Raw genomic sequence first — 12,803 nt, forward strand, 5'->3', positions numbered from 1 at the left:
GGTTGTCGGTCACGTCCGGCGGGAGCGGCCGGCCCGGCCACTCGAGCGGCGGGTGGTGCGGCGAGGGCAGGTAGGTCGGGAAGTAGGACACGAACACGTAGGGGATGCCCAGCTTCTCGGCCACCGACCGCGCGGCGGCCGCGGCCGGGATCAAGCCGGTCGCCACCACTGCATCACCTCCCTCGGCCACCGCGGCGACCTGTTCGTACGTCGCGGCGACCATCCGGGCCGCGCGCTGGGACAGGCCCGCCGCCGGCAGCGGCTTCGTTGTCCCGGTCACCGCCCTGGTTGCCATCTCGCGCACCGACTGGCCGAGTGGTACCAGCGGGAGGCCGAAACCGTCCAGCAACTCCGCGAAGTCCGGCGGCGCGCACACCTGCACCTCCACGCCGAGTGCTCGCAGACTCAGTGCGAGCCCCACCATCGGCTCGACGTCCCCCCGCGACCCGTACGCCACCAACAACACCCGCATTTCGCGACTCCCGTGCCCTCGTGTTCCGGCTTCGGTCAGCGATTCTGCGGCACGACCCGGGTCTTGCCACAAGCCCCCCGGCACGCTATAAGTTGATCAAGGAAGGGGTGGGTACTCCCCTTTTCCCTTCATCGTCCGCAGTGGACGGACAAGTCCCTTGCGAACTCCTGTCGCAACGAAGCCAACCCGCTCACCGCGGGCGTCTGTAGTGACGTGATCCCGCTCGCAACCGGGCTTCTCAAGGACTGCGGCCGGAACATCAGCCAGAAGCAAAGAAGTTGGGCCTCAAGTGCCGGAAAGTCCATGGGAATGATGTCCGGTCGCTTGTCTGGGTCGCAGCAGGTCGAACCGGACGTCGCGCCACAAGGCGCGGAGCCCGGACGTGTCGTCGTCGGCCAGGTGGTCGCCGGGGACGGCCCAGGACTTTACTGGCGTGGTGTCGGCGGTGACCGCCGGCCAGCCCGGGTCACCGGTGGCCGCAAAGCCGGCCCAGGAGCGGAGCATGCGGCGGGACAGGGCGCGGTCGTGGTCGTCGGGGGCACCACCGATGAGGAAGTCGGCGCCGACGGCGTCCAGGTTACCGAAGGCGAAGGGGATGTCCGCGGTGTGCCAGGGCCTGGCCTCTTCGCGCCTGCGGGCGAAGCGGGCCAGGTACGCCCGGCCGCCGGCCCTCGCGTGGTGCTCGGCAAGGCGCGTGGTGTACTCGCCGAATTGCGCGTCGCCGAAGATCGCGAGGTAGCGGTCGAGTACCGGGGCGTCCGGCATCAACGCACAGTAGCCGTCCCCGAGATGGGCTGGGAGGTGCAGGGCCTCGGCGAAGTCCGCCAGTTCCGCCTCGGTGGTGACCTCCCGCACGGCTCCCACCGCGTGGAGGAACCAGTACTCCTCCAACGTGTGGCACACCAGCAGGTCCACCTCCCGCGCCGTCCCGGAGGCGAGCACACGGAGTGGATCCGCGGGCAGTACCTCGCCGTCGACGACGGGTTGAAAGATCACCGGGTCAAAGGTGTGGACCGCTGCCACGGGGTCGGTCGCGCAGTGCGCGGCAGCCTTGTCGGAGGCGGCCACCAGCGCCTCGGGCGACACGGACAGCAGTCCCTCCGCCGTCGGGGCAACCCCAGCCTCCGCCGCGATCCGCTCGCTGACCGCCACTGCGAGCTCGGCTGCGAAGAAGGCATTGGGCACGCTGTGGGCGACGGCCCGCCGGAACAGCCCCCGTGTCTGCTCCATGGCCATCAGACAGACCACCGAGCCTCCTCCGGCAGAGTGTCCGGCGACGGTGACGTTTCCGGAGTCGCCGCCGAAGGCCGCGATGTTCTCCCGGACCCAGCACAGCGCGGCTACCTGGTCCAGCAGCCCGCGGTTGTCGGGAAAGCCGGACACATGCCCGAAGCCCTCGAAGCCCACCCGGTAGTTGCAGCTGACCACGACCAACCCGGCGCGGGCCAGGGCGGTCCCGTCGAAGTCGGGCTGGGCGGACGAGCCGAACGTGTAGGCGCCGCCATGTATCCAGAAGAACACCGGCAGCGCGCCGCCGTCCGCACGCTCCGGCACCCACACATTGACGGTGAGGATGTCCTCGTCCCCGGGGTGCCACACCGGCGCTCCGGGCAGCTCCGCCGACTGCGGGGCGATGGGGCCGAAGGCCGTACAGTCCCGGACCCCGTCCCAGGCCGGCGCCGGCTGTGGCTCCCGGAACCGGCGGGCGCCGAAAGGCGCGGCTGCGTACGGGATACCGAGCACGGCGGTGACACCGTCGCCGGCCCCTCTGCCCCGCACACGGCCGCTCGTCGTCCGAAAGGCTGCTTCAGCACTGCATGGTTGCTCACTCATTGCGCGTCAGTCTCGCTCGTCAACAGGCACCCGCGCCACCAGGTTTGGACTCCGCCGATGACAGGGCGGCCGTCGGCGGCAAGGCGCACCGGAGCAAGTACGGGGAGCCTGTCCGCGCCCAGCTGTGAGCCTCGGCGGCCCCGTGATCGTTTGCCTTCACATGTCGGAACACCGACCTCGACCAGCAAGACCTTCATGCTCTCGGGGATCCGCCGGCTGGACACAACCGCGGGATCAGCTCGCGCGACATGCCCGTCGGCCCATCCGGCGAGCTGGTCATACATCATCATGGGCGAAATCCGCGCAAGGAGGAAGAGCGGTCGTCATTCCCCTGCTGGTCGGGCATCGACTGGTCCCGGTGCGATGAAGGTGGAACGGGCTGCCGACAGGGCAATCCGGAACGAAGAGCCGCTCCCCTCGGGCCCGTGCAGACTGCCCTGCCCTGCCGTTGCGGGCACGGCGAGGCGGCTCGCGGGGCCCGAATGGCTCACGTGCCGGTGCGGGAGGTCGGGATGTCGTCGGTCCGATAGGCGACACGCTCAGCGACGGAAACCACACCGTCGACGCTCCGGCACAGCCGTTCGATGATGGGGATCAGGCTCTTGAACTCGACGGATCCGCTGAGGACGACCTGTCCCTGGCGTACTTCGACCGTCACCTCCGAGGGGGCCAGACCCATCGTCCGCTGTAGTACGTCCCGGTTGATTTCCTCGTAGATGGCGTCGTCACGGCGCAGGAAGACCCGCAACAGGTCACGACGGCTGACGATGCCCAGCAACTTGTCCGTCTCGTCCACGACGGGCAGCCGTTTGACGTTCTGCACTTCCATGAGGCGGGCAGCCTCGACCACGGTCCACTCCGGACGCGCACACACCGCGGGAGCCGACATCAGTTCCTCGGCCCTGGCCCCCTCGGCCTTGGCCCGCTCCCACGCCTCCAGATGCGGAATCGGTGTCCGGCCGGACGGATCGACCTGGTCGGAAGACTTACGCAGCAGGTCGGCCTCGGACACGACACCCATGGGTCGATCCAGTTCATCGACCACGGGTACCGCTGTGACATCGTTCTCTGCCAGCAGCTTGACGATCTCTTTGAACGGCAGGTCACGCCGTGCCCGGACGACGTCTCTGGTCATGAGCTCTGCGACCGATCGGTGGTGCATGCGGCTTCTCCTTTCGGGATGTGACGGCCGGTAATGGCCCTGTGCCGAGCGGGTCGGGACCTGCCGTCCGCGAGCCGAGCAGACGGCCCGGCCCGACTCGTCGGTGGACCAGCGGGCCCGATACCAGCCCGCTCGGCCCCGCGGACTCACGGTTTCTCATCCCGTGCGGCGACACGTCATGCGTGGCACGTTGGGTACAGCAACATGATGAGGAAACGGCGGCGATCATGCGAGCTCACCTCGGCGATCGGCTTGTTGTCGAAAGCCCGGCCACCGGCGCCAGCAGGCGCGACGGCGAGATTGTCGGACTCCACCATGAGGACGGAACCCCTCCCTACGACGTGCACTGGTCGGATACCGACCAGGTGACGCTCGTGTTCCCCGGGCCCGACGCCCATATCCGGCACCTTGAGCACCGGACCGGCAGATCCCGCGAGCCGTCCCGGCCGGGCATGGCCGAGGCCGGGGCCGAGTCCGCCGGGGTCCGGCTCGATGGGGCACCCAACCCCGGCGACATCGGCCGGCGCGTGGCCATGGAGCGCGAGCGACAGGGGCTCAGCCGCGCAGAAACAGCCCGCCGCGCCAGAATGGCGCCGGACTACCTGGCCTACCTCGAACAACGGCCGGCTGACCCGAGTCCGGCGAGTCTCATCAGCCTGGCCGACGCACTCGGCACCACCGCCGCAGCCCTGCGCGGAGGCGGCATTGATCTGCCACCCGGCCGGGGCCAGGCGCTCCTGCACCCCCGGCTGCAGGACCTGGACCCCGACGAATGCCGCGCCCGGCTCTCCACACACGGCGTAGGACGCATCGCGGTGTCGACACCCGATGGCCCGGCGGTCTTTCCGGTGAACTACGAAGTCATCGATGACACGATCGCTTTCCGGACCGCGCCCGACTCGGTGCCTGCGACAGCCGGGGGAACAGATGTCGCATTCGAGGTCGACCATGTGGACGAGGCCATGAGCCAGGGTTGGAGCGTGCTTGCCGTAGGCCCTGCGCGGATCGTTACAGAGCCCGACGCACTGCGGCAGCTTGCCGATCGCGCCCATACCACGCCCTGGGCAGGAGGCGAACGCAACACATGGGTGTCGGTCCGGCCCACGCGCCTCACAGGGCGGCGCATCAGTCCCGCTGATGAGTGACCGACAGCGCGGGTAGGGAGGCTTTGGTGACCCAGGCCCCTGCTCGGCGACGAGCGTGTGACAGCGCCGGCCTGCTACGGCGTTGCGTCATCCCGTCCATGCGTGGCGCGTAGCCTTGACACTTTGTCCTTGATTCCGGGGCTGCCTTGCCTTCTGTGCACGGTCATGTGCGACCGGGGCGTACCACACGCCGAACCCGACAGCCGCGCCGTCCACATCGCGGTGGCGTCGCCCTGCTCACCCTGTGATTCTCGGTGATCCACGACGAGGGGCATGCCGCACCGGGTCCGCGCAGCGAAGCCCGTTCGGCGCTGACACTTGACTTCGACCATGGTCTCCTCCATAACGTCATCCCATGTCGGACGACAAAGACTCGGGCCAGCCCGGAAAGCTGCAGCGCTCGCTGTACGAGCGGGAGCTGTACCGGCTCCAGACCGAGCTCGTGAAGCTCCAGGAGTGGGTACGCGCGGAAGGCGCACGGCTCGTCGTGGTGTTCGAGGGACGTGACGCGGCGGGCAAGGGGAGCACGATCAAACGGGTCACCGAGCACCTCAATCCCCGAGTGGCACGTATCGTCGCTCTGCCGCGGCCCACCGAGCGCGAGCGCGGCCAGTGGTATTTCCAGCGCTATGTCGAGCATCTTCCAGCCGCGGGGGAAGTGGTCCTGCTCGACCGGAGCTGGTACAACCGCGCCGGCGTCGAGCGCGTCATGGGGTTTTGCACCATGGAGGAACACCAGCGGTTCCTTCGCCAGTGTCCGATCTTCGAGCGGATGCTGGTGGAGGACGGCATTCTGTTGCGCAAATACTGGTTCTCGGTGAGTGACGCGGTGCAGGAGGAGCGGTTCCGACGCCGACTGCAGGATCCCACCCGCCGGTGGAAACTCTCGCCGATGGACCTGGAATCGATCACCCGCTGGGAGGCCTATTCACGGGCGAAGGACGACATGTTCGTCCATACCGACATCTCGGAGGCTCCGTGGTACGTCGTCGAGAGCGACGACAAGCGCCGGGCCCGCTTGAACATGATCGCCCATCTCCTGTCGACCGTGCCGTACGAGGCAGTCGCTCCCCCGGTGATCGAACTGCCTCCGCGGCCTCCGGTCACCGGGTACCAACGACCACCGAGAGACCTTCAGACGTACGTCCCCGACCACGCGTCGCAGCTCAGGAAGTGAGGCGAGGGGTCTCGCACGAACGAGCCGCCAGAGGTACGACAGCCACTGGACAGTCGGCGTGGTGGAGCAGGGTATGAGCAACTCGGCCGAGTTGGAGTCCGAGGTGGCGGCGGCGGCGATGCGCTCCGACAACGATCAGGTCTGCAGCGGCCGAACGCTGGACCAGCACTTTTGCGGCCGTTCCCTCGACCGCCGCCGAGTGCGGCCGGACCGTCGGGTGATCGCGTACGGACTCGGCCACCGCTTCGTCGATCAGGGTCGCCGCACGTTCCTTGCAGGAGAGGTGCGGCCCACCGGCAGTGCGGCGGATGATCGGCGCGGTCGCGCGAGGGACAGCACCGGGCATGTACGGCATCCAGGTCTCAGCCCCTCGCCCCAGCCTCGTGGAAGGTGAACCGGACCGCCGCCGCTCCTCTCTCCGGTTCCCCGATACGTTCGTGAGGACCGGTTCGGCCCGGATACGGAACGTTCGGCCCCCTCCGTTGTCCGGCCGGTCCGCACGCACGACGTGCTCTTCGGCAGCGGCAGAAGAGACTCGGCGGCGCTGGTTGCCGCCCCGGCGTCCGGCTGGCCCACGAGACGCAGGAGGCCGATAGTGGAGGGAGGAGTGCGGGGTGGTGCACGAGCGCGCGGGGCCGGGCGGAAGTCCCGGAAGGGATGACGCGACGGGGAGGAAGGTGCCGTCGATGTCGAATGCAACGAGCACCGACCTCTACGAGGTCACGATGGCTCAGTCGTATCTGAACGAGGGCATGACACGTTCGGCGACGTTCAGTCTGTTCGTGCGCATTCTGCCGCCGGACCGAGGTTTCCTTGTCTGTGCCGGGCTGGATTCGGTCCTCGATTTCCTCTCCGCCTATCGTGTGGACGCAGATGACGTGGATGTCTTCGCCTCCGTGCTGGGACGACGGCCCGAGGATCTGGCACCGCTGCTCGGCCTGGAATTCAGAGGCGAAGTCAGGGCGGTACCCGAAGGGCACATCGTGCTGGCCGGAGAACCCCTGCTGGAAATCACTGCACCCCTCCCGCAGGCCCAGCTCGTTGAAACGTACGTACTCAACCAGCTCAACCATCAGACCTCCGTCGCCTCCAAATGTGCCCGGTGCGTTCTGGCCGCGGACGGACACCCGGTCGTGGACTTCTCCCTGCGCCGCACTCATGGCATCGAAGCCGGACACCAGGCCGCCCGGCTGGGTGCCATGGTCGGCTTCGCCGGAACCAGCAATGTGGCGGCGGCTCACTCCGAGGGCCTGACCGCTGTCGGCACGATGGCCCACTCGTACATCGAAGCGTTCGGTACCGAGGAGGACGCGTTCCGGGCCTTCGCCCGGTCCCATCCGGGCCCGGTGACGTTTCTCGTGGACACCTACGACACCGTGCGAGGCGTGGCGACAGCAGCGCGTGTACTGCGCGATCTGGGCCTCGGCCCGGGGTGCGCCATCCGGCTGGACAGCGGTGACCTCGGAGCCCTGGCCGTGCAGGCGCGGACCATCCTCGATGCTGCCGGCCTCCGGAAGACACGGATTGTGGCGAGCGGTGGTCTCGACGAGTTCTCCGTTGACAGCCTGGTCCGCTCCGAAGCGCCCATCGATACGTACGCCGTCGGCACCCGGATCGGCGTCTGTGCAGATGCCCCCTACCTGGATTCCGCATACAAGTTGGTCGAGTACGACAGCCGGCCCGTGATGAAACTGTCCTCGGCCAAGGTGACGGCGCCGGGGCGCAAGCAGGTGTTCCGTAGACCGGGATACGCGGATCTCATAGCTCTCGTCGACGAGCAGCCGCCGCCGGATGGCGTCCCGCTGCTGGAGTCGGTCATGCGGGAGGGGCGACGCGTTTCAGAACGTGCAGAGCTGGACACGGTCCGGCAAAGGTTCATGACCGACCTCGCCGCACTGCCGCCCGGGGCCCGCACCATAAGGGCACCCACCGTGCCAAAAGCGGAACTCTCACGACGCCTCAGCTCACTCACCGCGGATGTCCGCCGGTACATCGAAAGGAATCTGCTGGGGGGCACTCACGAAGCCTTCTGATCCGAACTCGCGATCGGGCGCGAGGAGTGACTCGGCGGACAGAGCCGCCAAGCGCTCCGAAATCGCCAAGCTTGCCCGCCCAGGGCCGGACGGGACCGCGGCAGGGGCCGGTGGACCCATGTCCGTGAACCGACTGCCCAGCGATGCTGAAACCGGAGGCTACAGAGGAGGCCACCGATGAGCGTTTCTCCGACTCGCATCACCGCAGCCCTGCCTGCCCAGTACCGTGCCCGCCTGATGGGGATCGGGCAGGAGGTCAATTTCGCCCAGGGAGCCCGTCTCTTCCAAGAAGGAGACCACGCAGACCGCTTCTGGATCCTGCGCTCGGGCACCGTCACGCTGGACATCCGCGTACCGGGCAGTTCCCCGGCAGCGATCGAGAGCCTCGGCTCCGGCGAACTGGTCGGCTGGGCCTGGCTGTTCGAGCCCTACATCTGGCACCTCGGCGCAGAGGCGATGACGCCTGTCCGCACCCATGAGTTCGACGCGGCGACCGTACGCATGATGATGGACGCGGATCCTGCCTTCGGTTCGGCCATCGGTCATTGGGTCGGGCATGTTCTCGCCCACCGGTTGCAGGCCACTCGGATCCGTCTGCTCGATCTCTACGCCCCTCATGGCAGCGGCGGCTTTGTGTGATGCACCCCGCCATGCCACCGCCCAGGATGCCATCGGCCCGAGGAACACCCCGCTGTCATCTCCGTAACCAGCGACCACAACGCACATCTCAATCAGCAGCCAGGGTGCCCAAGAGAGCCGGACGGCCACTCCTCGGGAGCCACTGAAGGCAAGACCCCAAAAGCCACATCCGACCCTCCCGGGCCACCCAACAACTTGCGGAGCACCCCATGGCTGCATTCCGGTACACCGTCAGCGACGTCATGACCCACACGGCTGTAGCCATCGGCCGCGAGGCCTCGTACAAGGAGATCGTCGAGTTGATGCATCAGTGGAAAGTCAGCGCCGTGCCGGTCCTCGAAGGCGAGGGTCGCGTCGTCGGGGTCGTGTCCGAGGCGGACCTGCTGCCCAAGGAGGAGTTCCGGCAGGACGACCCGAAGCTGCCCGGCCAACTGGAGGAGGCGTCCAAAGCCGGCGCCGTGCTGGCCGAGGAGCTGATGTCGAGTCCGGCCGTCACCGTCCACCCCGACGCCACGCTCGCCGAGGCCGCCCGCATCATGGCGCGCAAGCGAGTGAAACGACTGCCCGTCGTGAACGATCTCGGCATGCTGGAGGGCGTCGTGAGCCGCAGCGACCTGTTGAAGGTGTTCCTGCGCCCGGACAAGGAGATCGACGAGGAGATCCGATCCGCTGTTGTCGCCGAACTCTCTCCCCCGGACCGGGTGGAATTCTCTGTGCTGGATGGTGTCGTCACCCTGCGGGGACCTCTCCGGAACCGTTCCCTGGTGCCACTTCTGGCTCGGGCCATTCGCGCGGTCGAAGGCGTCGTGGACGTGCGCATGGAGCTTGGCTGAAGCGCCCTCAGGCACTGCGTCCCGCAGCAGCCGGTCGGTATCCCAGACGGCGTGGTCCCGGCTAGGACGGCTCTGAAGGCAGCTTCCCGAAGGGCGGTTCGGCGCAGCAAACAGTGCAGCTGCTGGAACCCAGCCGTGCCGTACCGCTCTCGCCCTGGGCGGGCGGGGTGCTGCTCGATCGAGCCGACTGTCGCCACCGTCGTAAGCCATGCGCCGTGAACGCCGCAGAGTGTGGGGAACCGGGCGAGCTGAAACGCTGCACGCGCACGAAGATCTCGGCCCACGACGTTTCGAGTGGCTCTTCTTCGTTGTGTCGGAAACACTGGAACGGTTTCTGGGACTGCAGCCGATGGGGGGCCGTGTCCAGGAGGGCTCAGATGGCCACAAGGCGACAATTCATCAAGGCCGGCCTCGTCGGCGGAACGTGCCTCTTCATCCCGGCCGGGTCTGCCTCCGCGCGGGCCTGGCCGGGGATCCCCAGCCGCGTCCTGGACCCGACGCACGTCGACAAGTACGTCACCGAGCTCGCCGTCCCGCCGGTCATGCCCTGGGCCGAGAGGGACGAGGCAGGACGCGTCGACCACTACACGATCGGTGTTCGGCAGTTGCGGCAGCAGATCCTGCCAGCCGGTATGCCGGCCACAACGGTGTGGGGATACGGGTCGACCCGGCATCCGGGAAGCTTCTCCTATCCTGCATGCACCGTCGAGGCGACCTTCGGCAGGGCCATACGGGTCACGTGGGTGAACGAGCTGATCGACCGCCACGGCAATCATCTGCCGCACCTGCTGCCGGTGGACCCCACACTGCACTGGGCCAACCCCCAAGGCGGCATTTCACGGCGCGATACGCGGCCGGCCTTCACCTCGACACCCGGCCCCTATACCGGGCCCGTGCCGATCGTGACCCACCTGCACGGAGGGCACAACACGCAGGAGAGCGACGGCTACCCCGAGGCGTGGTATCTACCCCGCGCTTCCGACATCGCCGGCGGATACGCACGGACGGGCTCCTTCTATGAACAGTTCAGGAACATATTCGAGAACCAGTTCGATGTAACTTGGGCGCCTGGAACCGCCATATTCCAGTACGCCAATCAGGAGCGTGCCGCCACCTCCTGGTTCCATGACCACGCCCTGGGGGTCACTCGGCTGAACGTCTACGCGGGGCTGGCGGGCTTCTACCTCCTGCGCGGCGGGCCCGCCGACCTCCCGGACGGTGTGCTTCCAGGGCCGGCGCCGAAACTGGGTGACCCCCCGGGAAAGCACTACTACGAGATCCCGGTCGTCATCCAGGACCGGTCGTTCTCCACCGACGGCAGCCTGTTCTACCCGGCGAGCCGCGCATCCTTCGACCACTTCACCGGGCCCTACATCCCCGGCAGTGACATCTCCCCCATCTGGAACCCGGAGTTCTTCGGCAACACGATGGTGACCAACGGCCGTACCTGGCCTGCTCTCTCCGTCGAGCCGCGCCGATACCGCCTGCGGTTCCTCAACGGCTGCAACGCACGCTTCCTGATCCTGAAGATCGTCACAGACCCGATGGCCCCTCGTCCCGCAGACCCGGTGCTCCCCTTCTGGCAGATCGGTTCGGAGGGAGGCTTCCTGCCCGCGCCTGTGCAGCGCGACCAACTGCTCACCGCCCCCGCCGAACGCGCCGACGTCGTCGTCGACTTCACCTCGATCCCGGTCGGAACTGATCTGTACCTCATCAACGAGGGCCCCGACGAGCCGTTCAGGGGCGGGAGGGCGGGCACGGACTTCCGGCCGGCGGCCCCCGGGACCACCGGACAGGTCATGAAATTCACGGTGGCACGACCGCTCGCCACGCCGGACAGGACCGTACCCCCAGCACACCTCACCCTTCCGCCGTTCGAACCACTGGGTCCAGCGAGCCACACGCGGCAGGTCTCCCTGCAGGAGCAGAACTCCGCGGTCCTGCGGGGCGTGGGTCCCCGCGTGGTGATGCTCGGCACCGTGGACCGGCACGGAAACCCGACCCCCATGGGATGGGGCGATCCCATCACGGAGAACCCGGCACTCGGGGCGACCGAGATCTGGGAAATACACAACTCCACCACCGATGCCCACCCGATCCATATCCACGAGGTTCAGTTCCAGGTCGTCGACCGGCAGAGCACCGGGCACAGAGCAAGACCTCCAGAGCCCGGGGAGAGCGGTTTCAAGGACACGGTGATCGCCTATCCGCACGCCATCACCCGGGTCAAGGCCACCTTCGACCGGGCGGGACAGTACGTGTGGCACTGCCACATGCTGGAACACGAGGACAACGAGATGATGCGGCCATACCGTGTCGGCCCTCGCTGAACACCAAGGCACCTCGCTCCACGCTGCCATCGCCATGTGACGGTGACCGATTCAGTCACCCGGTGTGGCGGTCGGCGCCGGCCGCGATACAGATGACGAGTTCACGGCGTTCGCCGGTGCCGATCACGACTCGCTCCCACGCCCGGAACCGTGCCGCGGAATGAGCTCCACGGGGCAGTGCGCATGGTGCAGCAGGCTGTGCGTCGCCCGCCCGAGGGTGGGGCCGATGAAACCGGGCGATCGCCGTCCGCCCATCACCAGCAGATCCGCATGGCGCGATGCCTCCACCAGGACCCGGCGACGGTCAGGCTCTTCTCAGCGTCCGCCTGCACGTTCAGGTCCCGGAATTCGGCGCGGATCCGGTCCGTCACGGCCATCAGGTGGTGGACGTGTTCTCCGGCGATCGCTTCGACATCGTCGAGCATGGTCACGACGAGTCCGGCGGATTCGAGAATGTTCCACACGTGCAGCAGCCGCAGCGACCCCTTACGGATCTCGGCTTCGCGCGCCGCGTACCGGGCGCATTCGGCGTCGTGCTCGTCACGGACCGCGGCGAGCACCACTCCGGTCCCGGCGCCGTTGTCGGTGCCCCTGACCACGACGACGGGCGTCGTGGCGCCTGCGGCGACCTTCAGGCCGACGGATCCGAGCATGAGGTTCTTGAACCCGCCGAGACCGCGGTTGCCCACCACGACAGTGCCACGCAGTCCGGCCGTCCGGTGCAGGCTGGGGACGGGTGCGCTGCGGCTGAACTCCGTCGTGACGTGCAGACCTGAATACCGTTCTTCGACGGCAGCGGCGGTTTCCCGCAGCAGTTCGCTGCCCGCGCCGTGGACGCGCTCGATGCTCTCCGCCGAGAGATGGAGGACCCGGCCGTCCGTGTCTGCCGCGTAGACGATGCGCAACGGACTGTCACGACGCGCAGCCTCGGCCGCTGCCCACAGCGCTGCCCGGCGGGCCGGGTCGGAGCCGTCGACGCCGACGATGACGGATCCCAGTTCCGGGCTGTCGGCGGTGCCGTTCATGGTTCCTCCTCGTCGAGGCCACTGAAGGGTCAGCTTTCACACTGGCACCGCTCACCCCTGCGGGGAGAGGGCCGCTCAGGACCGCCCGGGGGCCCAATGGACCTTTCGAGAGAATCCTGCCGTGCCCAGGTGCTCAGGTGCCCAGACGTCCGAA

Annotated in this window: 12 protein-coding genes; 6 read left to right on the forward strand and 6 right to left on the reverse strand. The window is 67.8% G+C overall.

Annotated features, from left to right (window positions below):
* The 3 genes from GA0115254_RS23965 to GA0115254_RS23975 all read right to left on the reverse strand — a co-directional run.
* The coding region (locus tag GA0115254_RS23965; protein ID WP_141720901.1) for a glycosyltransferase at nucleotides 1-472 on the reverse strand (472 nt) is incomplete at its 3' end.
* Nucleotides 473-757: 285 nt separating this feature from the next.
* Entirely contained in the window at nucleotides 758-2,305 is a 1,548-nt protein-coding gene (locus GA0115254_RS23970) for a carboxylesterase/lipase family protein (protein ID WP_093897339.1), read from the reverse strand.
* Between the two features lie 487 nt (nucleotides 2,306-2,792).
* Nucleotides 2,793-3,467 carry a CBS domain-containing protein gene (locus tag GA0115254_RS23975; RefSeq protein ID WP_093897340.1) on the reverse strand — a complete coding sequence of 225 codons (675 nt, stop codon included), beginning with the start codon at nucleotides 3,465-3,467 and terminating at the stop codon, nucleotides 2,793-2,795.
* A 227-nt stretch (nucleotides 3,468-3,694) separates the two neighbouring features.
* Here GA0115254_RS23975 and GA0115254_RS23980 point away from each other — a divergent pair, with 227 nt between their 5' ends.
* Together GA0115254_RS23980 and ppk2 are read left to right on the forward strand one after the other, a co-directional pair.
* Nucleotides 3,695-4,612 (forward strand): pyridoxamine 5'-phosphate oxidase family protein, encoded by a 918-nt coding sequence (locus GA0115254_RS23980; RefSeq protein ID WP_093897341.1) that lies wholly within the window; start codon nucleotides 3,695-3,697, stop codon nucleotides 4,610-4,612.
* A gap of 355 nt (nucleotides 4,613-4,967) precedes the next feature.
* Nucleotides 4,968-5,789 (forward strand): polyphosphate kinase 2, encoded by an 822-nt coding sequence (gene ppk2, locus GA0115254_RS23985; protein ID WP_093897342.1) that lies wholly within the window; start codon nucleotides 4,968-4,970, stop codon nucleotides 5,787-5,789.
* Here the strand turns inward: ppk2 and GA0115254_RS23990 are convergent.
* Entirely contained in the window at nucleotides 5,779-6,144 is a 366-nt protein-coding gene (locus GA0115254_RS23990) for a universal stress protein (protein ID WP_093897343.1), read from the reverse strand. The genes ppk2 and GA0115254_RS23990 overlap by 11 nt on opposite strands.
* Nucleotides 6,145-6,475: 331 nt before the next feature.
* On the opposite strand from GA0115254_RS23990, the gene GA0115254_RS23995 reads away from it, so the two are divergent.
* The 4 genes from GA0115254_RS23995 to GA0115254_RS24010 all read left to right on the forward strand — a co-directional run bounded on the left by GA0115254_RS23995 (nucleotide 6,476) and on the right by GA0115254_RS24010 (nucleotide 11,624).
* The gene (locus GA0115254_RS23995; protein ID WP_093897344.1) at nucleotides 6,476-7,822 is read left to right on the forward strand and encodes a nicotinate phosphoribosyltransferase; all 1,347 of its coding nucleotides are present in this window, start codon (nucleotides 6,476-6,478) and stop codon (nucleotides 7,820-7,822) included.
* A gap of 177 nt (nucleotides 7,823-7,999) precedes the next feature.
* On the forward strand, nucleotides 8,000-8,461 hold the full coding sequence (locus tag GA0115254_RS24000; RefSeq protein WP_093897345.1) for a cyclic nucleotide-binding domain-containing protein: 462 nt from the start codon (nucleotides 8,000-8,002) through the stop codon (nucleotides 8,459-8,461).
* Nucleotides 8,462-8,670: 209 nt separating this feature from the next.
* Nucleotides 8,671-9,294 carry a CBS domain-containing protein gene (locus tag GA0115254_RS24005; RefSeq protein WP_093897346.1) on the forward strand — a complete coding sequence of 208 codons (624 nt, stop codon included), beginning with the start codon at nucleotides 8,671-8,673 and terminating at the stop codon, nucleotides 9,292-9,294.
* A 377-nt stretch (nucleotides 9,295-9,671) separates the two neighbouring features.
* Nucleotides 9,672-11,624 carry a multicopper oxidase family protein gene (locus GA0115254_RS24010; protein ID WP_093897347.1) on the forward strand — a complete coding sequence of 651 codons (1,953 nt, stop codon included), beginning with the start codon at nucleotides 9,672-9,674 and terminating at the stop codon, nucleotides 11,622-11,624.
* A 123-nt stretch (nucleotides 11,625-11,747) separates the two neighbouring features.
* Here the strand turns inward: GA0115254_RS24010 and GA0115254_RS47735 are convergent, their stop codons facing one another.
* A complete protein-coding gene (locus tag GA0115254_RS47735) occupies nucleotides 11,748-11,879 on the reverse strand; it encodes an adenine nucleotide alpha hydrolase family protein (protein ID WP_370740934.1) in 132 nt (43 codons plus the stop codon).
* Nucleotides 11,879-12,649, reverse strand: a complete 771-nt coding sequence (locus GA0115254_RS24020; RefSeq protein ID WP_093897349.1) for a universal stress protein — start codon at nucleotides 12,647-12,649, stop codon at nucleotides 11,879-11,881. The genes GA0115254_RS47735 and GA0115254_RS24020 overlap by 1 nt, the downstream gene beginning before the upstream one ends.
* Between the last annotated feature and the right edge of the window lie 154 nt (nucleotides 12,650-12,803).

Origin of the sequence: Streptomyces sp. Ncost-T10-10d, assembly GCF_900091955.1 — a bacterium.
GTDB lineage: Bacteria > Actinomycetota > Actinomycetes > Streptomycetales > Streptomycetaceae > Streptomyces.

Excerpts from the sequence above, each read along its gene's own strand:
- GA0115254_RS23970 (WP_093897339.1), bottom strand. The coding sequence starts at position 2,305 with ATGAGTGAGCAACCATGCAGTGCTGAAGCAGCCTTTCGGACGACGAGC.
- GA0115254_RS23975 (WP_093897340.1), bottom strand. The coding sequence starts at position 3,467 with ATGCACCACCGATCGGTCGCAGAGCTCATGACCAGAGACGTCGTCCGG.
- GA0115254_RS23980 (WP_093897341.1), top strand. The coding sequence starts at position 3,695 with ATGCGAGCTCACCTCGGCGATCGGCTTGTTGTCGAAAGCCCGGCCACC.
- ppk2 (WP_093897342.1), top strand. The coding sequence starts at position 4,968 with ATGTCGGACGACAAAGACTCGGGCCAGCCCGGAAAGCTGCAGCGCTCG.
- GA0115254_RS23990 (WP_093897343.1), bottom strand. The coding sequence starts at position 6,144 with ATGCCGTACATGCCCGGTGCTGTCCCTCGCGCGACCGCGCCGATCATC.
- GA0115254_RS23995 (WP_093897344.1), top strand. The coding sequence starts at position 6,476 with ATGTCGAATGCAACGAGCACCGACCTCTACGAGGTCACGATGGCTCAG.
- GA0115254_RS24000 (WP_093897345.1), top strand. The coding sequence starts at position 8,000 with ATGAGCGTTTCTCCGACTCGCATCACCGCAGCCCTGCCTGCCCAGTAC.
- GA0115254_RS24005 (WP_093897346.1), top strand. The coding sequence starts at position 8,671 with ATGGCTGCATTCCGGTACACCGTCAGCGACGTCATGACCCACACGGCT.
- GA0115254_RS24010 (WP_093897347.1), top strand. The coding sequence starts at position 9,672 with ATGGCCACAAGGCGACAATTCATCAAGGCCGGCCTCGTCGGCGGAACG.
- GA0115254_RS47735 (WP_370740934.1), bottom strand. The coding sequence starts at position 11,879 with ATGGGCGGACGGCGATCGCCCGGTTTCATCGGCCCCACCCTCGGGCGG.
- GA0115254_RS24020 (WP_093897349.1), bottom strand. The coding sequence starts at position 12,649 with ATGAACGGCACCGCCGACAGCCCGGAACTGGGATCCGTCATCGTCGGC.